Below are 26,421 nucleotides of genomic sequence, written 5' to 3' on the forward strand. Positions count from 1 at the left end.
GGCTCTCACCCACTCGGCCTGCCTGACGCCGACGCGCGGGCGCGCGCGGGTACGGTCGGAGCATGGCTTCCGACCACGATCACCGGCTGCTTCCGCTGAGGCGGGAGTTCGGCCAAGCATGGCATGGTTTCGACCGCAATCAGGTGGTGCAGTATCTCGACCATCTGGAGGCACAGGTCCATCGGCTCATGACCGAGCGGGACGCCGCGGCGTCGAGGGCGAACGACCTCGCCCGCGAGCTCGACGGTGCCCGTCGCGAAATCGCCAAGCTCAGGGATCGCGTGGAGGAGCTGAAGAAACCTCCGGAGCGCATCGAGGACCTCGACGAGCGGATGCAGCGCACCGTCCAGATCGCCGAGACGCAGGCGGCCGAGATCGTCGCCCGTGCCGAGGCCGCCGCCCAGAAGACGTGGGCCGAGAGCAGCACCGTGTCGAAGCGGCTCCACGAGCGCTACCAGAGCCTGCTGGAGACCCTCGACAGTCACGCCGAGGAGCTGAAGCGCGAGCACGAGGAGGCTCTCGCGGCCACGAGGGCCGAGGTGCAGCGGATGACCACCGAGGCGGCCGCGCGGCGGGAGCAGCTCGACAACGAGGCCGAGCGCAAGCGGCGCCGGATCGAGGAGGACTTCCAGACTCGGGTGGCGCGGGAGAAGAGCGCGCTGCAGAAGTACGTGGCCGACCAGACCAAGGCCAGCAAGAACGCCGCGGAACGGCGGATCGCGGAGGCCAACGCCGAGGCGAAGCGGCTGGTGGAGGAAGCCACCGCCAAGGCCCGCACCCTCGTGGACGAGGCCACCGCCGACGCCGAGCGTCGCACGACCGAGGCCAACGACATCGTGACGCGGCTGACGCGCATCCGTGAGGAGACGCGCGCGCGGCTCGCCGAGGCCGACAAGGTGCTGCGTCAGGGCGAGTCGGCCCTGGTCCCCACGCCGGAGGAAGAGGCCGCGCTGGCGAAGTCCTCGTCCAACGGGTCGAAGGCGTAGTTCGTCCGGGCGGGACGGGCGTGCCCGTCCCGCCTCAGGTGACCTTGCGGGACTTCTCCAGGTTGGCCGCGAGACGGTTGATCGTGCGGGCCTGCGCGACGTAGTCCATCGAGCTGAACTCCCACGGGTACACCTGTCCGGCCTTCGCCGCCGGAAGCTGCGCGAACGTGGGTTGCTTCAGCATCGCCTCGCCGTCCATGGCCCGCAGCGAGTACAGCACCACGTCGCTGCGGTAGTCGGTGATGTTCTCCCAGCTCACCGACCGCCAGAAGTAGTCGTCGCCACCGGGGTCCGGATAGGACAGACCGAGTTCGGTGTAGCTGCGCAGCGCCGGGTCGTCCTTCGCTTTCGCGATGTGCACGCCGTCGTTCGGGTACGCGGCCATGGCCAGGGCGCTGAGTCCGCTCTCCGTGGCGGCGCTGAGTCGTTCCCGCGCCTCCTCGTACCGGCGTTTCGGCTCGGCGAGCGTCTCGTCGGTCACCCCGAGGGCCTTGGCGAGCTCGACGGTGCGGTCGACGACGCGTGTCGCCGAACCCGCCATCGCGATGGCCACGACGGGGGCGATCTCGTTGACGAGCTGCTGTTGCTGCAGGTCGTTGAAACCGAACAGCGGCTTCTTCGGGTCCAGCGTGCCCTCGGAGTCCACCGGATAGGCGTGCACGACGATGAGGTCCGGCTTCTGGGTGGCGAGCGCCTCGAGGTCGATCTGGCCGTAGGTGGTGCCCACCTCGACGACCTGGGACGTGTCCTGGCCCTCGAAGTTCACGTCGTCGGCGAGCGCGGTCGCACCGAAGGACGCCACCGGCACGATGCCGTAGTTCCACAGCGAGGCGATGGCGTCGTTGAGGCCCGCGATGCGCGTGGGGCGGCGGTCACGGGTGACGGTGTTGCCCATGTCGTCGGTGAACGACCACGCGCCGGAGCCGCCCGAACCGTTCGACGTTCCGCCACCACAGGCGGCGAGCAGGCCGGTCGCTCCGAGAGCGAGGCCGCCGCCGAGGAACGCGCGACGCGACAGTGATCTAGCCATGCGAGTTAGGTTAGACGACCCTAACTTCACTCGGAAGTGTGATGTCAGCGGCTCCGTCGCGCCCTGCTCGGTCTGTCGGCTCGTCGGCACGCCGAGACGGCCTACCGTGCAAGGGGCAGGAAGGGAGTCACAGCGTGACGAACCGGACCGTGGATCTGGCAGTCGACGCGGACGCTGCTCTCGTGCCGGTGATGCGCAATGTCGCGGCCGACCTCGCCATCCGCCTCGACCTGCAGCTCGACACGATCGCCGACCTGCGCCTCGCCGTCGACGAGGCCTGTGGCCTGCTGCTCTCGCGCGCCGCCACCCCCACCACGTTGCGCACCCGCTTCGTCGTCGGGGACGGCACCATCACCGCGCGCGTCGAGGTCGTCAGCCGCGAGGGAACCGGCCTCCCCGACGAGGGTTTCCACTGGCACGTTTTGACCGCGCTGGTGCGATCGGCGCGTTGCTTCCACACGCGCGGACCGGCGGACGAACCGCTCACCGTCATCGAACTCACCGTGTGCGACCACTGAACGACCCCACGTGCGGTGTCAGCCCTCCCAGTGGCACAGCAGCAGACACACGTCGTCGTCGTGGTCGGTGGCGCCGAGCATCGTCCGCAACACGTGTTCGGCCTTCGCGTCGAGCGCGTCCGCCTCGCAGGTCCGGAACGCCTCCAGCAGCCGCTCCATGCCCGCGTCGAGGTCGCTCGTCCTGCGTTCGATCAGCCCGTCGGTGAACAGCGCCACCGACGACCCGGGGCTCAGCTCGCGCTCGTGCTGGGGGAACCGGAGCCCGACGGGGAGATGGATCCCCAACATCGGAGCGTGCTCGGCCTCCAGGTAACGCGCCCCACCGTCTCGCTCGTGCAGCAGCGGCGGAGGATGGCCCGCACTCGCCCACCGCAGCACACCGGCGTCCGGCTCCACCTCCGCGACCACGGCCGTGGCGTAGAGCGGGGTGTCGAGTCCCCGCAGCAGGTCGTGCACCAGCCGCAGCGACGCCGCCGGCCCGTGCCCCTCCAGCGCGTAGGCGCGGAGCGCGTTCTGCAGCTTCCCCATCACCACCGCGGCGTCCACGCCGTGCCCGGTGACGTCGCCGACCGTGAGGATCACGGTCCCGTCCCGGCGGGTCACCGCGTCGTACCAGTCACCGCCGACGTGCACCCCGCTCGTGGCCGAGCGGTACCGCGCGACCAGGCCCAGGTCTCGCAGCGGTGCCAGGGTGGGCAGCATCGCGCGTTGCAGCCGCTCGGCCAGCTCGTGTTCCCGCTCGTACTCGTTGGCGTTGCGCAGCCCCACGGCGACCCGGTCGGCGATGCCCGTCGCGAGGGACAGGTCCTCGTCTCCGAACTCCACGGTCGTGCGATGGAAGTCGAACACCCCGAGTACATGGGGACCCGCCGTCAACGGCACGCTGATCCGCAGGCCGCCGTCCCGAGCGAGCTCCCGCGTCCGGGCCGCGCTCCGGGTGGTCTTGTCCGGCTCGCGCTCCGGCTCGTCGCGACAGCTCAACCCGAACTCGGTGAGGGTCCACACCCGCATGGTGTCGGCGAGGCCGTGCGAACCCACCAGCTCCACCACCGCCTCCAGCAGGTGGGTCGAGTCCAGCGACCGGGCCGAGGCCCGCGACACCTCGTCGAGGAACGAGGTGCGGTGCCGCTGCCGGTCGATCTCGGCGTGCAGCGCGAGCAACCCCGCGTTGGTCTGTTCCAGCTCGGACTGGTGCCACTGGAGGTCGCGGTCCCGTTCGCCCACGACGTCGGCCAGAGCACGCAGGCCCACCGCGAGTGCGTCACCGGGCTCGTCGGCCCACTCCGACTCCAGCCGACGCCACACGTCGGGCGGGAGGCTGCGGTCGCACAGCGCCTCCTTCAGGGCGCGCACGACCTCCTCCCGTTCCCGTGCTCGGAGGTCGTCGGTCATCTGGTTCCTCTTCCGGACACCACGACGACGCACGCGTCGTCCCGGTGCCTGCCGTAAGTGCCCAGCAGCCAGCCTGCCACGGTGGCGGGATCGTGGTCGAGCGCGTCGACGTGCTCCGCCGGCGACCACCGCTCCGTCACGCCGTCGGTGTGCATCACCAGCACGGCGCGGCTGTCCCACGGCCGCGTCACCGGCATCGAGCGTCGGCCACTTCGCTGCCTCCGCCCCACGATGCCCGGTGTCGAGACCAGCGCTTCGTGCGTGCCGTCACCGCGAATGAGACGCACGGTGGTGTTCCCCACGCCGCAGAACGAGATCGTGGAGTTCGCCAGGTGGAACTGCACCAGAGCCACCGTGGCTCCCCGTCGGGGGTTCATGTCCGCGTCCATCGCCCGCAGCAGCTCCAGCGGGGACGCGGACGGCCTCGCCACCACGTGCTCCATCGCCGCGTGGCTCGCCGCCGCGGCCTCGGGGCCGTGCCCCAGGCCGTCGCTCAGCGCCACGGTGAGCACCCCGTCGGCCTGCGCGGACACCCAGTTGTCGCCGCAACTCGTCTCCCCCGGTGCCGGGCACAACGCGGCACCGACCCGGACGCCGAGCTTCGCGCCCAGCGGCACGTCCCACGCGGGACCGTGCCAGCGGGCGAGGATCGTCGTGCCCTCGCCGTGGCGGGAATGGATGTCGAACTCGTCGGCCATCCGTCGGATGCCACCGAGACCGATGCCCAACGTGCCGGTGGTCGAATACCCGTCCCGCATGCTCTCCGGCACGTGTTCGATGCCGGGACCACGGTCGGTGGCCAGCACGTCGAGCCGGTCCGGGCCGGGCATGATCATGATCATGCCCTTGGTGGCGTACTTCACGAGGTTGGTGGCCAGCTCCACCGTGGCCAACGCCACCCGTTCCACCACGCTCTCCGGCAGCTCCGCCTGCCGTGCCGCCCGCGCCGCGAGTTGCCGCGCCTGGGTCACGTGGATCGGAGCGGTCACCGCGAGCGCCGAGCCGGTCACCTCGGGCCCGTTCGCGAGCGGAACGACACCGTGACGGTCGTCCCCTGGCCGGGTTCGGTTCGCAGCTCGAAGTCGTCCGCCAGCCGCCGAGCACCGCTGAGCCCCAGCCCCAGTCCGCCCGCGCTGCTGTACCCGTCGGTGAGCGCCAGGTCGACGTCCTCGATACCCGGGCCCTCGTCGCGGAAGACGAGTCTCAGCGCGGTGTGCCCGCTGCCCCGCTCCAGTTCGACCTCCGCGACACCGCCACCACCGTGCTTGAGCGTGTTGCGCGCCAACTCGCTCGCCGCCGTCACCAGCTTGGTCTGTTCCACCAGGGAGAAACCGACCGACACCGCCACTTCTCGCGCGGCCTGCCGCACGTGCACGATGTCGACCTCCCCCCGGATCGGCACCTCGTGCACGGTGGACACGTCCGTCATCGTGGCCCCGTGCTGCCCAGGAGCGAAAGTCCTCCCGCCACCGTCAACGCGGTTTCCAGCCCCGGCAGCGTCAACCCGAGCTCGACGAGAGTGATGGCCACCTCCGGACGCATGCCGACCACGACGGTTCTCGCCGCCAGCAACGCACACGCGCCCGCGATGTCGTGCAGGGTTCGCGCGAGGTAGGAGTCGACGATCTCCAAGCCGGAGATGTCGATCAACACGCCGCGGGCGCTCGTGTCGGCGACCCGGGTGGTCAGGTTCTCCTGGAGGGTGAGGGCGTCGTCGTCACGCAGCTCGCCCTGCATGGTGACGAGCAGGACGTCACCGAGTCCGACGATCGAAGTCGTGTTCGTCATCCGGGGTCACTTCACCTCGGAACGCTGCTCGACCCGGTACCCGGTGGTCCGCAGCGCATAGGCGAACGCGTCGGCCAGCGTCGCCCGGGTCGCGACCTCGCCCAGGTCGATGCCCAACTGCACCATCGTCTGCGCGATCTGCGGCCGAATACCGCTGATGATGCACTCGGCCCCCATGAGCCGCGCGGCCATCGCCGTCTTGAGCAGGTGCTGCGCCACGAGCGTGTCGACCGCGGTCACACCGGTGATGTCGAGGATCGCCACCTTCGCCTGCTGCTTGACGATCTGGTCGAGCAGGCTCTCCGTGGCCGCCTGGCTCCGCATGCTGTCGAGGGTGCCGATGAGCGGGATCGCGAGAATGCCCTCCCACAGCTTCACCACTGGCGTGGACAACTCGGCGAGCTGCTCCTGCTGCGCGAGGATGGTGTCGGCGCCCGCCGACAGCTCGATCTCCAGCAGCGCGACCCGGAGGGTGTTCAACGCCGTCGACAGCGTGATTGCCCCGTAGTACCCCTCGTCCTTCGTCAGCTCCTGCTGCTCCCACAACCGCAGCAGCGGCGGCTTCAACGAGGTCACGTCGGGTCGCTTGCTGCCCGAGGGACCACCGGCCGAGCGGGCAGCCAGGGAACTCAGCACGGTGCGCACCGACGCGAACCCCTCGGCGGAGGGGTCCTCCTCCGCACCGGCCTCGATGACGCTCGCGAGGCCGCTCACCAGTGCTGCCGCCTCCTCGTCCGACTCCGCCTTGTTGCGCGTGTTGAAGAGCGGCGCCGCGACCCACTCCCGCTGGATGTCGTCCGCGTGTTCCTCCAGGAAGCGGAGAACACGAAGTCGTACGCGATGCGGGGTCTCGTCAGTCATATGGGTGCGCTCCAGGCGGGGTCGGATTCGAGCTGATAGATGCGGCTTTCCCTGGCAAACTTAGGGCACGACAGGGCTAACCTCCAGGTTGGGTACTCCCCGGTAGGGGCTTGCCGCGACCTCCCGCGACAGCGCACAGGAGCGGTTGAGAATGACGGACGGCGACAAACCGCCCACGACGCGAACTCCAGACCGACCGGAAGGATCGACGGTACATGTCGAGCTGGTGAGCAACGACGAGGGCCGCATCACCCTCGTCGGCGAGATCGACCACGGACTCGCTCCCCAACTCGACGACGCGTTGGACCGACTGCTCGCCGAGGGCGCCGACCGGTTCGTCGTCGACTTCAGCCGACTGTCGTTCTTCGACTCCGCCTGCATCAGCGCGCTCGTGCGCGCCCACGCCCGCGTCACCGAACACGGTGGAACGGTCAAATTGGTCCATGTCGACCAGTACGCCCACCGCGTGTTGCAGATCGCCGGTCTGCTTCCTCTCTTCGACATCGAACTGGACGACTAGATGGCTGGTCGGGCCGGTGCCCCGCACGCCCTTCCCCTGGTGGACGTGCAGTTGAGCGTGGACAGGAACATCCCGGCGCAGGCCAGGCGCGCCGCCGACGCCGTCCTCGGCGACATCGAACCGAACACGCGGTACAACTTCCTCCTCATCGTCTCGGAGCTCGTCGCCAACGCCGTGTTGCATTCCCGCAGTCCCAAACGACTGCGCGTGCTGCGCGACGGGGCCGTCCTGCGCACCGAAGTGCACGACGGCAGCATCGAACCTCCGCTCGTGCTGACACCGTCACCGGATCGGCAGCACGGGCGCGGGATGTTCCTCGTCGACGCGTTCGCCGACGACTGGGGCGTGGAGGTGAACGCGTCGGGCAAGGTCGTGTGGGCCGAGGTCGACGCCCCGCTGCGGGGCGACCCCGAGGGCTGACGACACACTCGCCTCAGGCGTCCAGCCCGTCCCGGTCGGCCCATTCGAGCAGGGTGTCCAACGAGTACGCGACGTCGTCGATCCCGGCATGGAGGTCGCCGAGCTCGGCGAACCGCGTCGGCACCGTGGCGAGGGTGAGGTCACGCGGCTCGGCGTCGTCGACCTCGTCCCAGCGCAGCGGGGTGGACACCGTCGCCTCGGGCACGCCTCGCACCGAGTAGGCGGCGGCGACGGTGTGGTCGCGCGCGTTCTGGTTGAAGTCCACGAACACGGCGGTGGGGTCGCGGTCCTTGCGCCACCACTCCGTCGTGACGTCGCGGGGCGCACGCCGGGCGACCTCCAGCGCGAACGCGTGCGCCGCCCGCCGGACCTCGGCGAAGCCCCAACGCGGTTCGATGCGGACGAGCACGTGCAGGCCCCGACCGCCCGAGGTCTTCGGCCATCCGCGCATGCCGAGGTCCTCCAACACCTCGTGGACGACGTGCGCGACCCGCTTCACCGTGTCCAGACCACACTCCGGCATCGGGTCGAGGTCGATCCGCCACTCGTCGGGACGCTCGGTGTCGGCCCGACGCGAGTTCCACGGATGGAACTCGACCGTCGACATCTGCACCGCCCACAGGACGTGCGCCAGCTCGGTGACGCACAGCTCGTCGGCCGTGCGACCGTAACGCGGGAAGTACACCCGCACCGTCTCCAGCCAGTCGGGCGCACCCCGCGGAACTCGCTTCTGGTGCACCTTCTCGCCGTCCACCCCGGACGGGAACCGGTGCATCATGCACGGCCGCTCGTACAGCGCGCGCACGATGCCGTCGCCCACGGCGAGGTAGTACCGCGCGAGGTCGAGTTTGGTCTCGCCGCGTGCCGAGAAGTACACGCGGTCGGGATGAGTCAGCCGCACCGTGCGTCCGTCGACATCCAGCTCGACGGCCTCGTCCGTGCCCACCACCTCACCGTAACCGCGGCACGCCGCCCGCGTCGGTCGTCGAGCTGCCCCGAAGGCGGCCCTCTCACGACGCCCCCCTTCGCCGTGGTCAGCCGGTGACCGTCGTGCCCTCGGCAACATCGGCAATCACGACACCCTACGGCGTTAACTTAACTCCAACGGTGTTACGAATGCCACGCTCGACCGCGACAGCGCCGCATCGCCCATCCGACGGAGTCGCACCGTCACAGCGGGGCCACGTCGACAGGAATGCGTTCGCGCAGCTCCTTGACCAGCGACTCGTCCACTCCGGCGTCGACGATCAACCGGTCGTAGTCCGTCACGGGCGCCAATCGGTGCAGGGCCGAACGCGGCATCTTGCTCGAATCCATCAGCAGCACCTTCGTCTCGGCCGAGGCGAGCATCGCGCGCTTGACCAGCACCACCTCGGGCTCCTGGTGGAACGTCATGGAGGCGTTCATCGCCGAGGTCGACACGAAGGCGACGTCGACAGTGATGCGCTCGACCATCTCCAGACAAGGCATACCGAGGAACGAGTCGTGCGTGCGCGAGTAGTCGCCGCCGATGCAGATGAGCCGGATGTCGTCGACGTCCTTCAGCACGTCGACAGTGCGGAGGTAGTTCGTGGCCACCGTCAGCGGCGCGTGCTCTCGCAGCAGCCTGGCCAGCGCCAACGCCGTCGTGGAGTCGTCGAGCATGATCGACATTCCGGGCTCCACCAGCGTCACCGCCCTGCGTGCGATGGCGGCCTTCTCCTCGACGTGCGCTCCGAGCCGATACTCCGCGTTACTCTCGAACACAGTGGACGGAAGAGCCGACACACCGCCTCGGAACTTGCGCAAGACACCGCGCCGCGCGAGGTCGTCGATGTCCCGGTGCACCGTCATGTGGCTGACGCCGGTCAACTCGACGAGGTCGGCCAGCGCCGCCGTGCCGTGGTCGATGACGAAGTCGGCGATGAGTTGCTGCCGGGCCTGTCGACTGCGCGTGGTCCCGGACGTCTCACTGCTCATGGTGGAAGTGTGTCACCCGCCGCAAGCCGAATCCCGGACCGGCCACAGGCCGCAGACCACGACACCCACGCTGGTCACGCACCGCCGCCGCCACGCGAGCACCGCGTCCCGCCGACATCGGGCGGTTACATTTCCCGCCGCACGGTGTTAACTTAACACCGATCGCGTGAAAGGGGCTGTGATCGATGGTGCTCGCCGCGGCGGTGTGCGACGTGGACGGTGTCCTCGTCGACGTGACCGCGGGTGCGCGAGGTCGTCGAAACCCAGGCTGCCTGCTGACAGGCGTGTTCGAGGAGGAACGGGATGCGGATTCTCAGCGCCGGCGACGAGTTCGTCGGTAATGACCTGCTGAAGGCAGCCGTGCGGGCCGAGTTGTCCGGCACGACGACCGAGGTCGAGTTCCGGGAGCTGTCGCTGCCCTGGCCCATCGAACCGTTCGGCCCCGTGGCCGGGGTGAACGAGGCCAGCGGCACCGAGGAGGACGTGATCGCGGCGCTCGACGACGCCGAGGTCGCGGTGACGCAGATGGCTCCCTTCACGCGGAAGGTGTTCGAGGCCGCGCCTCGGCTGAAGCTCGTGTCGGTGTGCCGCGGCGGCCCCGTGAACATCGACCTCGCGGCGGCGACGGAGGCAGGTGTGGCGGTCACGTTCGCGCCGGGCCGCAACGCGGCGGCAGCCGCGGAGTTCGCGATCGGCCTGCTGTTGGCGGCGATGCGGCGGATCTCCACCTCGTCCGCCGAGCTGCTGTCGGGCACCTGGCGGGGCGACTACTACACCTACGCGAACGCGGGAGTGGAACTCGAAGGAACCACCGTGGGGCTGGTCGGGTTCGGCGCCATCGGCGCCAGGGTGGCCAAGGTCCTCGTGGCCTTCGGCGCGCACGTGCTGGTCTCCGACCCGTACGCCGACCGCGCGGCCGTCGAGGCGGTCGGGGCCCAGCTCACGGACCTCGACGACCTGTTGCGGCGCAGCACGGCGGTGAGCCTGCACGCTCGGCTGACCGAGGAGACCCGACACCTGATCAGCGCGGAGAAGCTCGCCCTGCTGCCTCACGGCGCGGTGCTGGTGAACTCCGCTCGGGGTGGGCTGCTCGACTACGCACCGCTCGCCGACGCCCTGTGGTCCGGTCGGCTGGGCGCGCTGGCCCTCGACGTCTACGACGTCGAACCGCCGCCCGCCGACTGGGCACTGCGGGACGCGCCGAACGTCATCGCGACGCCGCATCTGGGCGGGGCGAGCAAGCAGACGGCCGACCGGGCCGCGTCGATCGTGGCGGCCGAGGTCGGCCGTTACGTGCGCGGCGAGCCGCTGGCCAACGTCGCCAACCCGGACGTTCTGACGAGGTAGCGGATCGTCAGCCTCGACATCGGCACGGCACTAATGACGGCCGTGCCGGTTGCTCGACCTCGACGTCACCTCGATCGGCGAGGACATCCGGGGCGCCGACGCACGCACCGTCACGGTGCAACCACAAACCGAAACCCCGAGCGCGCTACGACGACTACCTCCGCCCCGCGGCTGTCGACCGGCTGCGCACTCACGGCCAGAAGTAGCGGCCCCGCACCGAGATCCGGTCGAGCAGCCAGCCTGCCGGCATCACCAGCAGCCACGACAGCTCGGCCCACGAGGGGTCGACGAACGCCAGCGGCAGTGACGGGACGAACCCCACCACGACCGCGAGCCCACCGGCCAGGCTGCGCCGGACCCAGTCCGGGTCGAGGTCCTCGTGCGTCAACGAGCGCGTGTCGGCCCGCAACCGCGCCCGCCCCACGGCCGCGTACCACCACAGCGCGGTGGAACTGAGCCCGGTGAGGATGATCGTGCTCGCGTAGAGCACGACCGCGGCCGGGGTGTCCCCGTGCTCGCCCAGCACGGCGGTCGGGAACGGCAGGAGTGCGATCCAGAACAGGAACACGAGGCTCAACACGACGAGCGTTCCGTCGCTGCGCACGATGTGGGCGAACACCTGGTGGTGCACCCGCCAGTACCGGCCGATGACCGCGAAACTCAAGGCGAACACCAGCAGCTTCGGCGCGAGGCCGAACAGATCGCTCGCCACGACGTTCTCGTCGATGTCGGCGTCCACGAGCGGCAACGCGAGCAGGGTGAGCGCAATGGCGAACACGCCGTCGGACAACGCGACGACTCGCTCGACGCCACCGCTTTCGTCCACGCTCCCACCGTGCCGATCGACTCGACGGAAGAAGTACTCCGCGTCTCTTCCGTGGGGTGAGTGGTCGCCATTCCTTACCCGACCATCACGCGTTCACACGTCTCCGGCACCGACTCGCCGTTCACCGGACGTCGACCACACGACCGCGATCCCTCTCCTCGACGAGGCACTGTGGACACAGTGGCTCCGGATCGAGCGCTCTCGACTCAGTCCACTCAGGATTGCGAATCACCTGCGTCAGCGAGAGAAATGAGCACTTCGTCCCCCTGCCCATGCCAGCGCCTTCGTCCTCGTGAGACTGACCACAGTAACCCTTCCCGCATCGAGAACCACGAAAAGTCACCACTCGATCGGGCCACGCGAAGAGTTCAACGACCCGAAGGCGGGTAGTGAGACCGACGCCACGTCCACTGCTCCGTTCGAGGCAGCACGGCGATTCCCGTGCCGCACGACGACCTCGATTCCGGACATTTCACGAACGACCGGTGGCGAAGGACTACACCTTTGCGGAGACTGTCCGGGCAACCGTCTGGTCGGGGAGGCATCATGGCGGCACCGGACACACACGAGCCGCGAACAGAGAGCAGTGCCGAACCGACGGCCGTTCGCAAGGCCGTCGCTGGTTCGGCGATGGGAAACTGCATCGAGTGGTACGACTTCGGCGTCTTCGGTTTCATGCCGGCGATCCTGGGGCAGACCTTCTTCAACGCCGGAAGCACGTCGGAGGGCGCGCTGGCGACCTTCGCGCTGCTGGCCGTGACGTTCGTGATCCGGCCCTTCGGCAGCTTCGTGCTCGGCCCGCTCGGTGACAAGCTGGGCCGCCAGAAGGTCCTCGCCCTGACCGTGCTGCTCATGTCGGGCTCGACCTTCGCGATCGGACTCCTCCCCACCTGGGACCAGATCGGCATGTGGGCGGCGGTCCTCGTCATCCTGCTGCGCGGCCTGCAAGGCTTCTCCGCAGGTGGCGAGTACGGGGGCGCGGCCACGTTCATCGCCGAGTACGCCCCACCGAAGCGGCGCGGTTTCTTCGGCAGTTGGCTGGAGTTCGGCACACTCGTGGGCTTCTTCCTCGGCGCCACCACGGTGACGCTGTGCACGATCATCCTCGGTGACGCAGCCATGCAGCAGTGGGGTTGGCGTATCCCGTTTTTGATCGCCGGACCGCTGGGCCTCGTGGGCCTCTGGCTGCGGACGAAGGTCGAGGACACTCCCCTGTTCAAGGACCTCGCCGGTGAGCACAAGGTGGCGAAGTCGCCGCTCAGGGAACTGCTCACGACGAACTGGAAGTCGATCCTGCACCTGATCGGCCTCGTGATCCTGTTGAACGTCGGTGACTGGATCCTTCTCGGCTACATCGAGACCTATCTGAAGGACCAGCTCGGCCTGGAAGGCAACGTCCCGCTGCTCATCATCATGGGTGTCATCCTGGCCATGTTGATCGTCATCGTGCCCATCGGCGCATTGTCCGACCGGATCGGCCGCAAGCCGCTGCTCATCGCCTGCTGTGCCGGGTTCATCGCCCTGCCCATCCCGGCCTTCTCACTGATGGAGGCGAGCAAGACCGGCGACGGCGTCAACGGCATGCTGTTGGCGGGCGGCCTGGCGATGCTCGGCGGATGTCTCGTGCTGTTCCTGGCCGTGGTGGCCTCCACGCTGCCCGCGATGTTCCCCACGCGGGTGCGGTACGGCGCGTTTTCGATCGGCTACAACGTGTCGACCGCGGCCTTCGCGGGCACCGCGCCCTACATCGTCGGCTCGCTGGTCGACAGCACCGGCAACACGATGTGGCCCGCGTTCTACCTCATGGGCGCCGCCGCCATCGCAGCCGTTCCGGTGCTGATGCTGCCGGAGACCAACGGCCTGTCGCTGCGGGGTGTGGTGAGTTCGCGGCAGCCGACGGCCAAGCCGGCCACGCCGCCGCCCGCCCCGGTCGCCGGCTGAGCGCGGGGAGCGAACCCGGACGAGCCCGCCCTCACCCGTCGTCGGCGAGGGCGGGCTCGTCGGTTCGGTCACGTGTTCAGTCTGACGGTCATGGCACAGAAGTCCCCGCGGGAGTTACTGAAGCTGATTCTCAACGTGGCACCACCACCGACGAAGTCGGCGTCTCCTCCGATGCTCGTGAAACGGTGGTTGTCCACCGTCCAGGCCACGCCGAGAGCGATCGCGTCCTCGAACGGGTCCGACGGGAAGCCGGGCGGCCCGTCCATGCAATGCATGGAATGTAAAGCGCCCAGGTCACCGGCGTTCAAGGTGTCGCGGAAGTCCTCCAGAAAGCTCACCATGTCGCGAAGGTCCTTCCAGCACCAGCCATCGTCCTGCTCGACGAACGTGAAGCCCGTGGGAATCTTGCCGTCGACGTCGGACCGACCCACTGCACTGCCGGTCAGCGACACCATCGCGCTCGCAAAGCCCTTTTTCTCGTCCTCGCCGAGGAACCCTCCTTGCGCATCGATGTGCACGTTTTGCGGCTGTTGGAACTGTTCGGCGAATGCTCTCAGCGCGTCCGTGGCGTCCGGACACATCAAGGCCGTCACGGCAGTCGACTGGCCCGTCTTCAGGGCTTTCGCGACCTTGTCTCCCAAGTCCTGGGCCGACACACCCCGAACGGTGAGATCCTCGTCGGCACGGGACTGCGCGGCACGCTGGGAATCGGAGTCTCCGACGAGGAAGCCCGGCGCGACGAACGCCGTGATGGCGAACACCACCAGTGCCACGACGGCGATGCTCACACCGATCAACGCCCCCGTCGCCCCCTTGCGAGGCGGTGGTGGCGCTTTGTAGGCACCAGGCGGGCCCGCGACCGGATACTGCGGGCCGTGTTGCGGGGCCGCACCGCCGGGGTGGCCGTGCGGTGTCGGCCCGGACTGGGGTGGATAGGTCATGTGAATCCTTCAGTCGTCGTTGTCGAGCACGTGAGGCAACAGGTCGACCACCATGGCCCTCGGGCGCACGGAGGCCGAGCGGCGCCGTCAACCCCTGAGGGCGCTGAGCAGGCAGAACTGCCCTTTCTGAACGGAAAGGGTGAGCCGAAGTGCGTTGTCACCGCCGACGAACTCGGCCGACGGCGTCGGCCCACCCGGGGTCACCGACCTCATCGCGTACTCGGAGTCGTCGGCGACGGCGTCGGCGAGCGGGTCGTCCACCGTCACGACGTCGTACTGGCACTTCATGTCCCGCAACGTCTGCAGCTCACCGCCGTTCAACGCTGCGGCGATCCCGTCGAAGTAGGTCAGCGAGTCCTGGAGCTCCTGCCAACACCAACCGCCGTTCTGCGGCACCAGGGTGGCCACCACCGTCACCTGGGCCTGGATCTCGGGCTTGCCCAGTGCGGGGCCGTTCGACGCGAACGAACCGCGGGCGACCCCGTCGACCTCCGTCACCTCGTGGACGTAGGTCCCGGGCTGCGGTTCCTCCAAGTCGGCCACGAAGGCCTTCACGGTCTCGGAGGCGTCCGCGCAGATCAACGCGGCCAGCGCGTCCGCCTGCCCGGCGCGCATCGCCTCCCCCATGTTGCTGCCCAGCTCCTCGGCCTCGGTCCGATCGACCTCGGGCAGGTCGGTCATGAGCCCCGTCGACGGCGAGGACGGCTGCGACATGCCCGCAGGGGTGTCGGTCCTGACCGCGCGATCGTCCCGGGTGTCGTCTCCGACGAGGAAGCCGGGCGCCACGAACGCCGTGACGACGAACGCCACTACCGCCACGACCCCGATACCCAGGCCGACCCACAGCCCCGTCTTCTTCCCGCCGGAGGGTGGCGGGCCGCCGTAGGGGTTCGTCGGCGGCATCGGCTGGTGGCCCTGCGGGGCCGGTCCGCCGGAATACTGCCCATACGAGGGTCCTGGGTGGGACGGGTAACTCATCGACATCCTCTGCACACGATCGTCGTCTCGACCGACACGCCATCGGACCATGTCGGTCACCCTGGGTATTGTGCCCGCGCCGCGTCCGATTCGGGCCGGTTGTGACAGATCGGCGCGGCCTTGTCGTCGCGCTGCCGGACCGGGTCGGGGCCAGTAGCGTCGAGACATGCGGCGATCAGTGAGCGGACTGATGTTCGGAGCGGGCACGGCGCTGGCGGCTGCCGCGCTGGGAGCACGGGGTTCCGCGAAGGCACCGAAGGTCTACGGTCAACTGGACAAGCCGCGGTGGGCGCCGCCCGCGGGCGTGTTCGGGCCGGTCTGGTCCGCGCTGTACACGGCGATCGGCGTCTCGGGATATCGCTTGTGGACGCGACGAGCCGGCCGCACGGCACTCGGCCTGCACGTCGGTCAACTCGCCCTCAACGCCGCCTGGCCCAGCGCGTTCTTCGTCGCCCGCAACCGTCCCCTGTCGCTCGCGGTGATCGCAGCACTGGACGGCGCGATCGTCGCGGAGATCGCCACCGCCGCGCGCCGCGATCCCACCGCGGCCCGCCTCCTCGTCCCGTACCTGGCCTGGACCGCATACGCCACGGCCCTCACCGCCGCCGTCCGCGACTCGACACGCACGCGCCTCCTCCGTCGCCTGGGCCGCTGAGCCGGAAACTCGGCTGCACGTCGCCGAGCCGCGACGCTACGGTGACGTGATGTCGATCAAGCAGTTCCAGGTCACCTTCGACTGTGGCCAACCCGTGCGTGTCGCCCGGTTCTGGTGCGAGGTACTGCACTACGTGCTGTCGCCCCCGAAGAGCTACACGACCTGGGACGACTACGAGCGATCCCAACCGGCCGAGGAGCGCGGCACGTAGTGTGCGTGCGTCGACCCGTCGGGGGTCGGGCCGCGCCTGTACTTCCAGCGCGTCCCCGAGAGCAAGGTCGGGAAGAACCGGCTGCATCTCGACGTGCGGTTCAGCACGGGACTCGTGGGCGAGGAACGCACCGCCGCGCTGGAGGCCGAGTGCACGCGACTGGAGGCCCTCGGCGCGAAGCGCGTGCGCCTCCTACGCGCCGACGGCGTCAACGAGTCGTGCCTGGTGATGCAGGACGTCGAGGGCAACGAATTCTGCCTCGACTGATCGGTGTCGACAGCGATGGGAGGGGATGCGTGCCCAGGCCGTCGGACGAGGTGCTGCCCTTCGACATCGTGAACGGCTGGCCCGCGGCGCTGCCGGACTGCGTCGTGACGATCCGAGAGACCGGCATCGCGCTCGGGTCGCTGCACCTGGAAGACGACGAGTGGCGGGTGCTGCAGGCAGAACCTTTGTACTCACTCAGGATCGACGATCATCCGGCCACGTACGAATGGACGACCACCGAGCGGGACACCTGACCTGCGCCTTTGGTGCCCCCGACGGGACTCGAACCCGCACTGAGTCGATTTTAAGTCGACCGCCTCTGCCGGTTGGGCTACGGGGGCAGGGATTACCTTATGCCCCCGTAGCGACCTACGAGCGAGAAGCCCTGGCGAACTCTTCCTTCGGGTTGTTGATCTGCCCGAGGGAGACGGTCTCGCGCCGCAGCACACCACTGAGCGCCCAGTCCAGGAGGATGCGGACCTTGCGGTTGAAGGTCGGCATGGCCTTGACGTGGTAGGCGCGGTGGAACAGCCATGCCGGGAAGCCCTTGATCTTGAGCTTCATGGCGTCGGCGACGCCCTTGTGCAGGCCGAGACCGGCGACCGCACCGAGGTTCTTGTGGTAGTAGTCCGTCGGCGTGCCGCCGCGGAGGGTGCGGATGATGTTCTTCGCCAGGTGTCGGGCCTGACGCACCGCGTGCTGCGCGTTGGGCGGGCAGGTGGCCGTGGGGTCAGCCTCGGTGCGCGAGAGGTCGGGCACCGCCGCGACGTCACCGGCCGTCCAGACGTCCGGGTGACCGACGACCTGCAGCGCCGCCGTGGCCTGCAGCCTGCCGCGCTTGTCGAGGGGCAGGTCGGAGTTGGCGATCACGGGGTTCGCCTTGACACCGGCGGTCCAGATGATCGTGTCGCTGTCGAACTCCGTGCCGTCGGAGAGCACGACGTGGCCGTTCTCGAACGACTTCGCCGCGGTCGACAGGTAGACCTCGATGCCGCGCTTCTCCAACTGCTCCGCGGTCCACACGCCGAGCGTCTCGCGAACCTCGGGGAGGATGCGGCCCGCGGCCTCGACGAGCACCCACCGGATGTCCTCCGGCTCGATGTTCTCGTAGTAGCGGCAGGCGTCGCGGGTCATGTCCTCCAGCTCGGCCAGCGCCTCGATGCCCGCGAACCCACCGCCGACGACGGTGAACGTGAGCAGCCGCTTGCGCAGCTCGGGGTCGAGGGTGCTCGCGGCCTCGTCCAGCTTGGTCAGGACGTGGTTGCGGATGTAGATGGCCTCGCCGATGGTCTTGAACGCGATGCCCTCTTCGGCAAGTCCGGGAATCGGCAGCAAGCGAGCGACGGAGCCGAGCGCGACCACGAGCACGTCGTAGTTGAGCTGCTCGATGTGACCGTCGGGCGCCTCGACCGTGACGGTCTTGTCGGCGTGCTCGATGGACGTGACGCGCGCGGTGAGGACGTGGCAGCGCCGGAGCACCCTGCGCAGCGGCACGACCACGTGACGTGGCTCGATCGACCCGGCAGCCGCTTCCGGCAGGAAGGGCTGGTAGGTCATGTGCGGCTGCGGGTCGACGACGGTCACGGAAGCCTCGTTGGCCCGCAGCTTCTTCTGCAGCCCGAGGGCCGTGTACAAGCCGACGTATCCGCCACCGAGGACCAGGATCCGCGTCGGTTCCGACTTGACTGCCATGACTCCATGGTCGCACCGCTGTATGGCCGGTGTTAGCTACCCCTCCCCGGCTGTGACCAGCGTCGCCACGCTACCCAAACGATTCAGTCGGCGTCGCAGCGCGAGCGGGCGGACGGCGACGGGGAGTCGTCGGCCGGACGCCGTGAGTGCGAATTCGTGTCGGACCCGACTGCTACACCGGACACCATGCAGTCACCGAGACGAACGTTCCCGGAACCTCCCTACTACGCGGTGGTCTTCACGTCCCGGCTCACCGACGACACATACGACTACGGCGAGACGGCCCGCAGGATGGTGGAGCTTGCCTCGCGACAACCCGGGTTCCTCGGCGTCGACTCCGTGCGCGACGGCGTGGGCATCACGGTGTCGTACTGGCGGGACGAGGCCTCGATCGCCGCATGGCGGCAGGACGCCGAACACACGCTCGCTCGCGAGACCGGCAGGAAGCGGTGGTACGAGGAATTCGAGGTCCACGTCGCCGAGGTCAAACGCCACTACGGCTTTCGCCGCACATCCTCGGACGAGGCCACCGACGAGGCTCGCGGCTGATCACACCGACAGCGGCCGGATTCGGTCCAGCGTGGCGGCGAGCACGTCCTTCTCGCGCTCCAGGTCGTAACGCGACTGAAGGTTCGGACAGAACCGCTCGGAGGTCAGTGACGACCGACGATCTCGACGTTCCCCGCACCTGGTTCAGCCCATCCCCGCCAGCCCTTTCGCGCGCTCCAGCACCGACCGCAGCATGGCCGGGGTGAGCCTGCCGGTGAACGTGTTCTGTTGCGAGACGTGGTAGCAGCCGAGCAGGTGCAGGGGCGTGGGCCCGGCGAGGGGCACGTGGACGTCGTGGCCGAACTTCGGCCGGGGACGCGGGATCATCCACCCGGCGTCGGCGAGCACCGGCAGCAGCGCCTGCCAGCCGAATGCACCCAGGACGACCACGGCCTTCAGCGTCGGGCGGAGCAGGGCGAGTTCGTCGGCCAGCCAGTGCCGACACGTGTCCCGCTCGGCGGGCGTCGGCTTGTTCGCTGGCGGGGCGCAGTGCACGGGGGCGGTGATGCGTGTGCCGCGCAGGGTGAGGCCGTCGTCGCGGTGTGTCGCCGTCGGCTGCGAGGCCAGACCCACGTCGTAGAGCGCCTGGTAGAGGACGTCTCCGGAGCGGTCGCCGGTGAACATGCGACCCGTGCGGTTCCCGCCGTGGGCGGCGGGCGCGAGCCCGACGATGACGAGCGAGGCGTCGGCGGGCCCGAAGCCGGGCACCGGACGCCCCCAGTAGGTCTCGTCGGCGAACGCCGCGCGTTTCGTCCGCGCCACGTGTTCCCGCCACTCCACGAGACGGGGACACGCCCGACACTCGCTGACGGCCGCGTCGAGCTGGTCCAACGACTCCCACGACGAACTCACCGCACCATTGTCCCGTGGCCTACGTTGGTCGCATGCCAGACAAGATCAGCGAGGATGCACAGGAGAAGGACGGCGCGTCCGCCGAACCGCGCGACGACGTGGTGACGACCCACCACACGCTGTCGGTGGGCGGGCAGGAACTCGCCTACACGGCCAGCACGGGACGCATCGTGCTGCGCAAGGAGGTGCTCAAGGACGGCGCCTTCGACGGCCACAAGCCCAAGGCCGAGGTGTTCCTCACCTCGTACACGCTCGACGGGGCCGAGCCGGGCTCGCGACCGGTGACCTTCGCCTTCAACGGCGGCCCCGGCTCGTCCAGCATCTGGCTGCACCTCGGGTTGTTCGGCCCGCGCCGTGTGGTGTCGGGCGACGTCGACGATCCCGAGCCGCCGCCGTACCGGCTGGTGGACAACCCGGAGACACTGCTCGCGCACAGCGACCTGGTGTTCATCGACCCGGTGTCCACGGGGTACTCGCGGACGGTCGAGGGCGAGAAGCCGAAGGAGTTCCACGGCTTCACGCCCGACGTCGAGGCCGTCGGCGAGGTGATTCGACTCTGGACGTCGCGCAACGGGCGCTGGTTGTCACCCAAGTTCGTGGCCGGCGAGTCGTACGGCACGCTGCGGGCCGCCGCGCTGGCCGCTCACCTGCAGCAACGCCACGGGCTGTACCTGAACGGCCTGTTGCTGATCTCGTCGGTGCTCGACATGGGCACGGTGATGTTCCACGAGGGCAACGACCTGCCGTACTCGACGTACGTGCCGACGTACGCGGCGATCGCGCACTACCACGGCAAGCACGGCGACCGGCCGCTCGACGAGGTGCTGACCGAGGCGGAGGAGTTCGCCTCGCGCGACCTGCCGTGGGCGTTGGCCAGGGGCTCCCGGCTGTCGGCGGACGAGCGCGCCGACCTCGTCGCCCGACTCGCGCGCCTCACCGGACTTTCCGAGTCCTATGTGGATCGCGTGAATCTCCGCATCGAACACGTGCGGTTCTTCACGGAACTGTTGCGGGACAAGGGACTCACCACCGGTCGGATGGACGGCCGCTTCACGACGTGGGAGCCCGACGGCGGACGCGAGCACATGAGCGACGACGCGTCGATCTCCCGCATCATCGGCGCGTACTCGGCGGCGTTCAACCACTACGTGCGCAGCGAACTCGGTTACGCCAACGACCTGCCGTACGAGATCCTGTCGCTCGACGTCAACCGCGAGTGGTCCTATTCGGACTTCGAAGGCAGGCCGATCTCCGTGGTGAACGACCTGTCGTCGGCCATGCGAGCCAACCCGCACCTGAAGGTGCACGTGGCGTTCGGCTACTACGACGGCGCCACTCCGCACTACGCCGCCGAGCACGTGCTCGCCCAGCTCCAGATCCCGGAGGAGCTGCGCGGCAACATCGACACGGCCTACTACCCGGCAGGCCACATGATGTACGTGCACGAGCCCTCACGCGTGCAGCAGTCGCGTGACCTCGCGCGATTCGTGGCGGAGAGCTCCAACCGCTGACATGCGTTTCGCGGTCGTGGCCGACAGCGGGATTCGGCCACGACCGCGGCGACGCCGCTCCTAGTCGGACTGCCCTAACGCGAGTGTCGCGTCAGGACAGAGAGTGAACGAGCGACTCAGGCCAGCGAAAGCGCGATGCCGTCGAGGATGTCGTGCTCACTCACCACGAGCGGGTCGGCAGGGCCGCCGCGCCGGGCGATCTCCTCGGCGAGAGTGCGCACGATCAGGCTGCCACCGCCGAGGACGTCGACCCGGCCTGGGTGGATCACCGGGTTCGCCGCCCTGGTCTCGTGGTCGGCGGCGAGCACCTCCTCCACCACCGTGTCGAGGTCGGTTCGCGCGATCGTCGACAGGTGTGTGCGCTCCGAGTCGTACTCGGGAAGTTTCTGGGCGAGCGCCGACAGGGTCGTCACGGTGCCCGCGACACCGATCCACCGGCTCGCCTTCGACACGTCCACGGCCTCGAACGCGGGCTCCAGCGTGCGCACCACGAGCTCACGGGCCTCGGCGATCTCGTCGGCCGTGGGCGGGTCGGACCGCAGGACGCGCTCGGTGATGCGCACACACCCGATGTCCACCGAGCGGGCCGCCCACACGTCCGCCCGACGACCGTCCCAGGTGCCCAGCACGAGCTCGGTGGACCCGCCTCCGACGTCCACCACGAGGAACGGACCGTCGTCGGGGTCCTGCTCCCCCACCGCTCCCGCGAACGACAGGCGGGCCTCTTCGTCGCCGCTGATGACCTCCGCCTCGGTTCCGAGCAACTCCCGGGTCATCGAGAAGAACTCGTCGCGATTGCTCGCGTCGCGGGTGGCCGAGGTCGCGACCATGCGCACCCGCTCCACACCCTTGCGGCGGGCCGCCACCGCGTACGCCTTGAGTGCCTCCCGGGTCCTCTCCAGCGCCTCGGGCGCGAGCCCCCCGGTGGCGTCGACACCCTGGCCGAGTCGCACGATTCGCATCTCACGGTGCAGGTCGCGAAGGTCGACGCTTCCGTCGTGCCGGTGCGTCAGCTCGGCGACGAGCAGGCGGATGGAGTTGGTCCCGCAGTCGATGGCAGCTACCCGTGGCATGCGGCCAACCCTAGTCGGCTCCCGACTCCCTCGTGGCCGACACCTGCTCGGGCGTCGTCGTGGGGGCCGTGCCGGGCTCCTCACTCGATTTGTCACCCTCGCCCGTGCCGTCGCCGGTCTCGTCGTCCTCGCACGGCGGGTCGATGGAATCGGCCGGGTCGCTCGGGTCGGAGGTACCGGGCGCGGAGGGCTCGGTCGTTTCCGACGGGTCGGTCGACTCGGTCGGTTCCGCCGGCGTGGTCGGTTCGGCGGACTCGGACGCGCCCGTCGTGTCGGTCTCAGGCGACGTCGGCTCGGCGTCGTCGGCCGGGTCCTCCGGAGTGCACGGCTGAGGCTCGGGCATCGTGGGCTCCGGCTCGTTCGGCTCCGTGGGCTCCGGCTCCGCAGGCTCCGTCGGCTCGGGCTCACTCGGCTCCGTGGGTTCGGGCTCCTCGGGCTCGGTCGGCTCCTCGGGTTCCGTGGGTTCGGGCTCCGGTTCCGTGGGCTCCGGCTCCGTCGGCTCGTCCGGGTCCGTGGGCTCACCGGGGTCTGTCGGGTCCGTGACAGGCGGGTCGGTGGGCTTCGGTTCCGTGGGGTGCGGAGTCGGATCGGTGGACTCGTCCGGCGAGCCCGGCCGATCGGGCTCCGTGGTCTCCGACGGCTGGGTCGGTTCCGCCCCGCCCGAGGGCGGATGCGCGCCGAAGGAGCCGTCGTGGGGGCGGCTCCCGCCGTCGGCGAGCAGGATGTCGGGCACTGCAGAAGGCAGGTCGCTGTCGGGCAGGGTCGTCACACCGCTGCGGTACGCCTTGGCCCAGCGGATCACCGTGTCCACGTAGGCCCACGAGTTGTTGTAGCGGTAGACGGCGGCGCGAAGCTGCTCGGCATCCGACAGGTCGACCCCGCCGGAGCACAGGTACCGCCCCGCCGCGACGGCCGCGTCGTGGACGTTGTTCGGGTCGGAGATCCCGTCGCCGTTGCCGTCGGCGGCGTAACGCTCCCACGTCGACGGGATGAACTGCATCGGCCCCACGGCTCGGTCCCACGTCGTGTCGCCGTCGTACCGACCACCGTCGGTGTCGGCGATCGCGGCGACGTTACCCTTGCCGTCGAGCACCGGACCGAGAATGACCTCCAACGTGTCACCGTTGGAGTCGACGTACCCGCCGGACGCGTGGTTCGACTCGATCCGGCCGATGCTGGCGAGCAGTGCCCAGTCGAGGTGGCAGCCCGGGTACTCGGCGGCCACTCGCTCCGCCGCACGCCGGTAGGCGTCGAGCGCCGAACGAGGAATGCCGAGGCTGCCCTCGGAGGGTTCGTCGAGGCTCAGCTCCTCGGGCGTGACCGAGTCCGGGAGGCTTCCGTCGACCGACACCGGCCCCAACGCCTGAGGCCGGTCGACGTCCAGTGGGGACGGAGCGGTGCCGTGCCGTTCCGACAGGTTCCACCACCGCGCGGTGCCGTCACTGACGACGAGCAACGGGAGGATGGCGAGCGAACCGCTGAGCATCGCGACGGCGGCCTTGCGTCCGATACCGGACCGCGCGGACGCGCCCGAGCCACCGCGAGCACCCACGTTCGAATCCTCCCCGCCGACCACGTCGAGCCGTTCCCAGCCTGCCGCAAACCCTCCGGGGGTTTCACCCCCTCGGGAACGAATCAAACGCGGATTACCCCGGAAGGACTAACGCGGTTGCGCGCAATCACCGAGCGGCCACCCGTCCTCACGCAAGAGGCGCAGCGTCTCGTCCCCGAACGGGTTCACACCGGGACCGCACGCGAGCGTGTGCGCGAGGTGGACGTGCAGGCACTTCACCCGCGTCGGCATGCCCCCGGCCGTCACCTGGTGGCCCAACGGCTCGATGGCGTCGCGCTGCGCGAGGTAGGACTCGTGTGCCTTCCGGTACGTCTCGGCGAGCTCCGGGTCGTCGGCCAGGCGCGCCGTCATCTCGCGCATGATTCCCGACGCCTCCAGCCGACCCACCATCGACGACAGCGTGGGGCACGTCAGGTAGTAGAGCGTCGGGAACGGTGTGCCGTCCTCCAGGCGTGGATTCGTCTGCACCACGGCGGGGTGACCACTGGGACACCGGGCCGCGACGGCACGCAGCGCCCGAGGCGGCCTGCCCAACTGCTGCCTGATGACCTCGCGGTCGGTGTCGGTCACCGGCTCGAACTCGATCGGACTCACCTCTCCGTCACGCTGTTCCACACCATCTCGTACCAAGGCTCCGGCTCGGAGGCGCCGTCGTCGGTCCCGGTACCGGACTGCGCGCGATCCTCGGGGAACTGCACGATGTACGGCGTCTCACCCGGCATCACGTAACGCAGTCTCCGTCGGGCCTCGGCCTCCACCTGCGCGGGGTCCCGCAGCTCGTCCCGACGCTTCTCCAGCTCCGCGACCTCCGCTTCCAGCCGCTGCACCTGACGCTCGTGCGCGGCGACGTCCGCCCGCTGCGACAGGTAGGTGCGCAACGGGACGGCGATCGTGAACGCGAGCGCGCACACCACGATGGCCACCAAGGCGGCGCGCCGGGTGGTGGACAGGCCGAGCGCCTTGGCGGCGTCGGCCATGCGGACGGCACCGAGCCGCCGGAGTCGGGCGACCCGCCGTTCCCTGCCCACCCGACCGGGACGGCGGGGGACGGAGCGTGTCTCCTTTCCCCCGCCGCGTCTGCTTCGCGGTCTGCCGCGCTCGGCCACGCCGGTCAGCCCTCCGCGTTGAACCTCGGGAAGGCCAGATCACCCGCGTAACGCGCGGCGTCGGCGAGCGCCTCCTCGATGCGCAGGAGCTGGTTGTACTTGGCGACCCGCTCGCTCCGCGCCGGGGCACCGGTCTTGATCTGGCCCACGCCCGTGGCCACGGCGAGGTCGGCGATGGTCGTGTCCTCGGTCTCGCCGGACCGGTGGCTCATCATCGACTTGTAGCCGCACGACGTCGCGAGCTGCACGGCGTCGAGGGTCTCCGACAACGTGCCGATCTGGTTCACCTTGACCAGCAGGGCGTTGGCGGCACCACGCGAGATGCCCTCCTCCAGCCGGTCCGGGTTGGTGACGAACAGGTCGTCACCCACGAGCTGCACCCGCGAGCCGAGTTCGGAGGTGAGCTGCACCCAGCCGTCCCAGTCGTCCTCCGACAGCGGGTCCTCGATCGACACGAGCGGGTACGCGTCGACCAGCTCGGTGTAGTAGGCGGCCATGTCGGCGGCGCTGCGCTTGGTGCCCTCGAACTGGTAGGCGCCGTCAGAGAAGAACTCCGTGGCCGCCACGTCGAGCGCCAGCGCGACGTCCCGGCCCGGCCGGTAGCCCGCCTTCTCGATGGCGCTGAGGATGAGGTCGAGCGCCTCGCGGTTGTTCGGCAGGTTCGGGGCGAAACCGCCCTCGTCGCCCAGCCCCGTGGCCAGGCCCTTGCTCTTGAGCACCGACTTGAGCGCGTGGTACACCTCGGCGCCCCACCGCAGCGCCTCGCGGAACGACTCGGCACCGATCGGCGCGATCATGAACTCCTGGATGTCCACGTCGGTGTCGGCGTGGGCACCACCGTTGAGGATGTTCATCATCGGCACGGGCAGCACGTGCGCGTTCGGCCCACCGAGGTAACGGAACAGCTCCAGTTCGGCGGACTCCGCCGCCGCCTTCGCCACGGCCAGCGAGACGCCCAGGATCGCGTTCGCGCCGAGCCTGCTCTTGTCGGGTGTCCCGTCGAGGTCGAGCAGCCGCTGGTCGACGACGCGCTGTTCGACGGCGTCCACGCCCGTCAGACCCGGACCGATCTCGTCGCACACGGCCGCGACAGCACGCTCGACACCCTTGCCGTTGTAGCGCTTGGTGTCGCCGTCGCGCAGCTCCACAGCCTCGTGCTCACCCGTCGACGCACCCGAGGGCACCGCCGCCCTCGCCAGGGTGCCGTCGTCGAGAGCGACCTCGACCTCGACCGTGGGGTTGCCGCGCGAGTCCAGGATCTCCCGCGCGCCTACCTGCTCGATAACCGCCACACTCAGCTCCTCATCCGGTTGTCGCCACTGCCGGGCTGTCGCGGACCTGACCACGCCCGTCCGGGCGCGGCCGACGGTTTCAGACTAGCCGTCCACAGCGCGGACACGGTGTGAGGGCGATCCCGCAGCGGAG

General features: G+C 69.4%; 28 protein-coding genes, 1 tRNA gene and 1 pseudogene. 11 read left to right on the forward strand and 19 right to left on the reverse strand.

Annotated features, from left to right (window positions below; genetic code table 11):
* Positions 1-62 precede the first annotated feature (62 nt).
* Entirely contained in the window at positions 63-986 is a 924-nt protein-coding gene (locus JAV51_RS00850) for a cell division protein DivIVA (protein WP_197318641.1), read from the forward strand.
* Positions 987-1,020: 34 nt separating this feature from the next.
* Here the strand turns inward: JAV51_RS00850 and JAV51_RS00855 are convergent, their stop codons facing one another.
* Positions 1,021-2,016, reverse strand: coding sequence for an ABC transporter substrate-binding protein (locus JAV51_RS00855; RefSeq protein ID WP_197318642.1), 996 nt, complete (start codon positions 2,014-2,016; stop codon positions 1,021-1,023).
* 134 nt (positions 2,017-2,150) lie between these two features.
* Between JAV51_RS00855 and JAV51_RS00860 the strand changes: the two genes are divergently transcribed.
* On the forward strand, positions 2,151-2,534 hold the full coding sequence (locus JAV51_RS00860; RefSeq protein WP_197318643.1) for an ATP-binding protein: 384 nt from the start codon (positions 2,151-2,153) through the stop codon (positions 2,532-2,534).
* A gap of 18 nt (positions 2,535-2,552) precedes the next feature.
* On the opposite strand, the gene JAV51_RS00865 is transcribed toward JAV51_RS00860, so the two are convergent.
* Genes JAV51_RS00865 through JAV51_RS00885 form a run of 5 tightly spaced genes read right to left on the reverse strand, consistent with a single transcriptional unit; the run spans position 2,553 to position 6,575 of the window.
* Entirely contained in the window at positions 2,553-3,926 is a 1,374-nt protein-coding gene (locus tag JAV51_RS00865) for a PP2C family protein-serine/threonine phosphatase (protein WP_197318644.1), read from the reverse strand.
* A complete protein-coding gene (locus JAV51_RS00870; RefSeq protein WP_197318645.1) occupies positions 3,923-4,936 on the reverse strand; it encodes an ATP-binding protein in 1,014 nt (337 codons plus the stop codon). The genes JAV51_RS00865 and JAV51_RS00870 overlap by 4 nt, the downstream gene beginning before the upstream one ends.
* A complete protein-coding gene (locus JAV51_RS00875; RefSeq protein WP_197318646.1) occupies positions 4,933-5,355 on the reverse strand; it encodes an anti-sigma regulatory factor in 423 nt (140 codons plus the stop codon). Before JAV51_RS00875 ends, JAV51_RS00870 begins: the two co-directional genes overlap by 4 nt.
* On the reverse strand, positions 5,352-5,714 hold the full coding sequence (locus JAV51_RS00880) for an STAS domain-containing protein (RefSeq protein ID WP_197318647.1): 363 nt from the start codon (positions 5,712-5,714) through the stop codon (positions 5,352-5,354). The genes JAV51_RS00875 and JAV51_RS00880 overlap by 4 nt, the downstream gene beginning before the upstream one ends.
* A 6-nt stretch (positions 5,715-5,720) precedes the next feature.
* Positions 5,721-6,575 carry an STAS domain-containing protein gene (locus JAV51_RS00885; protein ID WP_197318648.1) on the reverse strand — a complete coding sequence of 285 codons (855 nt, stop codon included), beginning with the start codon at positions 6,573-6,575 and terminating at the stop codon, positions 5,721-5,723.
* A gap of 151 nt (positions 6,576-6,726) precedes the next feature.
* Here JAV51_RS00885 and JAV51_RS00890 point away from each other — a divergent pair, with 151 nt between their 5' ends.
* Positions 6,727-7,095 carry an STAS domain-containing protein gene (locus tag JAV51_RS00890; RefSeq protein WP_197318649.1) on the forward strand — a complete coding sequence of 123 codons (369 nt, stop codon included), beginning with the start codon at positions 6,727-6,729 and terminating at the stop codon, positions 7,093-7,095.
* The gene (locus JAV51_RS00895; RefSeq protein WP_197318650.1) at positions 7,096-7,515 is read left to right on the forward strand and encodes an ATP-binding protein; all 420 of its coding nucleotides are present in this window, start codon (positions 7,096-7,098) and stop codon (positions 7,513-7,515) included.
* A gap of 13 nt (positions 7,516-7,528) precedes the next feature.
* On the opposite strand, the gene ligD is transcribed toward JAV51_RS00895, so the two are convergent.
* Positions 7,529-8,461 (reverse strand): non-homologous end-joining DNA ligase, encoded by a 933-nt coding sequence (gene ligD, locus JAV51_RS00900; protein WP_197318651.1) that lies wholly within the window; start codon positions 8,459-8,461, stop codon positions 7,529-7,531.
* 224 nt (positions 8,462-8,685) lie between these two features.
* Positions 8,686-9,474, reverse strand: a complete 789-nt coding sequence (locus tag JAV51_RS00905; protein ID WP_197318652.1) for a DeoR/GlpR family DNA-binding transcription regulator — start codon at positions 9,472-9,474, stop codon at positions 8,686-8,688.
* A 303-nt stretch (positions 9,475-9,777) separates the two neighbouring features.
* Between JAV51_RS00905 and JAV51_RS00910 the strand changes: the two genes are divergently transcribed.
* The gene (locus JAV51_RS00910) at positions 9,778-10,821 is read left to right on the forward strand and encodes a 2-hydroxyacid dehydrogenase (RefSeq protein WP_197318653.1); all 1,044 of its coding nucleotides are present in this window, start codon (positions 9,778-9,780) and stop codon (positions 10,819-10,821) included.
* Positions 10,822-11,011: 190 nt separating this feature from the next.
* Here JAV51_RS00910 and JAV51_RS00915 read toward each other — a convergent pair whose 3' ends face one another.
* Positions 11,012-11,647, reverse strand: a complete 636-nt coding sequence (locus tag JAV51_RS00915) for a TMEM175 family protein (protein ID WP_197318654.1) — start codon at positions 11,645-11,647, stop codon at positions 11,012-11,014.
* A 546-nt stretch (positions 11,648-12,193) separates the two neighbouring features.
* Between JAV51_RS00915 and JAV51_RS00920 the strand changes: the two genes are divergently transcribed.
* Complete coding sequence (locus JAV51_RS00920) at positions 12,194-13,588, forward strand: MFS transporter (RefSeq protein WP_197318655.1); 1,395 nt, start codon at positions 12,194-12,196, stop codon at positions 13,586-13,588.
* Between the two features lie 68 nt (positions 13,589-13,656).
* On the opposite strand, the gene JAV51_RS00925 is transcribed toward JAV51_RS00920, so the two are convergent.
* Both JAV51_RS00925 and JAV51_RS00930 read right to left on the reverse strand, forming a co-directional pair.
* The gene (locus JAV51_RS00925; protein ID WP_307845702.1) at positions 13,657-14,361 is read right to left on the reverse strand and encodes a hypothetical protein; all 705 of its coding nucleotides are present in this window, start codon (positions 14,359-14,361) and stop codon (positions 13,657-13,659) included.
* Between the two features lie 255 nt (positions 14,362-14,616).
* The gene (locus JAV51_RS00930; RefSeq protein WP_197318657.1) at positions 14,617-15,432 is read right to left on the reverse strand and encodes a hypothetical protein; all 816 of its coding nucleotides are present in this window, start codon (positions 15,430-15,432) and stop codon (positions 14,617-14,619) included.
* 241 nt (positions 15,433-15,673) lie between these two features.
* Between JAV51_RS00930 and JAV51_RS00935 the strand changes: the two genes are divergently transcribed.
* The 3 genes and pseudogenes from JAV51_RS00935 to JAV51_RS00945 all read left to right on the forward strand — a co-directional run bounded on the left by JAV51_RS00935 (position 15,674) and on the right by JAV51_RS00945 (position 16,894).
* A complete protein-coding gene (locus tag JAV51_RS00935; protein WP_197318658.1) occupies positions 15,674-16,162 on the forward strand; it encodes a TspO/MBR family protein in 489 nt (162 codons plus the stop codon).
* A gap of 46 nt (positions 16,163-16,208) precedes the next feature.
* Positions 16,209-16,640: pseudogene (locus JAV51_RS00940) on the forward strand (VOC family protein).
* 29 nt (positions 16,641-16,669) lie between these two features.
* Entirely contained in the window at positions 16,670-16,894 is a 225-nt protein-coding gene (locus JAV51_RS00945; RefSeq protein ID WP_197318659.1) for a hypothetical protein, read from the forward strand.
* A 10-nt stretch (positions 16,895-16,904) separates the two neighbouring features.
* On the opposite strand, the gene JAV51_RS00950 is transcribed toward JAV51_RS00945, so the two are convergent.
* Both JAV51_RS00950 and JAV51_RS00955 read right to left on the reverse strand, forming a co-directional pair.
* A tRNA-Leu gene (locus tag JAV51_RS00950) sits at positions 16,905-16,981 on the reverse strand.
* Positions 16,982-17,009: 28 nt separating this feature from the next.
* A complete protein-coding gene (locus JAV51_RS00955; RefSeq protein WP_197318660.1) occupies positions 17,010-18,332 on the reverse strand; it encodes an NAD(P)/FAD-dependent oxidoreductase in 1,323 nt (440 codons plus the stop codon).
* Positions 18,333-18,518: 186 nt separating this feature from the next.
* Between JAV51_RS00955 and JAV51_RS00960 the strand changes: the two genes are divergently transcribed.
* Positions 18,519-18,881: an antibiotic biosynthesis monooxygenase gene (locus JAV51_RS00960; RefSeq protein ID WP_197318661.1), complete on the forward strand. Its 363-nt coding sequence runs from the start codon at positions 18,519-18,521 to the stop codon at positions 18,879-18,881.
* Between the two features lie 144 nt (positions 18,882-19,025).
* Here JAV51_RS00960 and JAV51_RS00965 read toward each other — a convergent pair whose 3' ends face one another.
* Entirely contained in the window at positions 19,026-19,733 is a 708-nt protein-coding gene (locus tag JAV51_RS00965) for a uracil-DNA glycosylase (RefSeq protein WP_197318662.1), read from the reverse strand.
* Positions 19,734-19,765: 32 nt separating this feature from the next.
* Here JAV51_RS00965 and JAV51_RS00970 point away from each other — a divergent pair, with 32 nt between their 5' ends.
* Complete coding sequence (locus tag JAV51_RS00970; protein WP_197318663.1) at positions 19,766-21,244, forward strand: S10 family peptidase; 1,479 nt, start codon at positions 19,766-19,768, stop codon at positions 21,242-21,244.
* A 116-nt stretch (positions 21,245-21,360) separates the two neighbouring features.
* On the opposite strand, the gene JAV51_RS00975 is transcribed toward JAV51_RS00970, so the two are convergent.
* The 5 genes from JAV51_RS00975 to eno form a co-directional block, all read right to left on the reverse strand.
* Positions 21,361-22,317 carry a Ppx/GppA phosphatase family protein gene (locus JAV51_RS00975; RefSeq protein WP_197318664.1) on the reverse strand — a complete coding sequence of 319 codons (957 nt, stop codon included), beginning with the start codon at positions 22,315-22,317 and terminating at the stop codon, positions 21,361-21,363.
* 10 nt (positions 22,318-22,327) lie between these two features.
* Positions 22,328-23,869, reverse strand: coding sequence for a lytic murein transglycosylase (locus JAV51_RS00980; protein ID WP_197318665.1), 1,542 nt, complete (start codon positions 23,867-23,869; stop codon positions 22,328-22,330).
* Between the two features lie 108 nt (positions 23,870-23,977).
* Entirely contained in the window at positions 23,978-24,484 is a 507-nt protein-coding gene (locus JAV51_RS00985) for a DUF501 domain-containing protein (RefSeq protein WP_307845703.1), read from the reverse strand.
* A complete protein-coding gene (locus tag JAV51_RS00990) occupies positions 24,481-24,996 on the reverse strand; it encodes a septum formation initiator family protein (protein WP_197318667.1) in 516 nt (171 codons plus the stop codon). Before JAV51_RS00990 ends, JAV51_RS00985 begins: the two co-directional genes overlap by 4 nt.
* 5 nt (positions 24,997-25,001) lie before the next feature.
* A complete protein-coding gene (gene eno, locus JAV51_RS00995) occupies positions 25,002-26,288 on the reverse strand; it encodes a phosphopyruvate hydratase (RefSeq protein WP_197318668.1) in 1,287 nt (428 codons plus the stop codon).
* Positions 26,289-26,421 lie beyond the last annotated feature (133 nt).

This window comes from Saccharomonospora sp. NB11 (assembly GCF_015910535.1).
In the GTDB taxonomy this organism is placed as follows: Bacteria; Actinomycetota; Actinomycetes; order Mycobacteriales; family Pseudonocardiaceae; genus Saccharomonospora.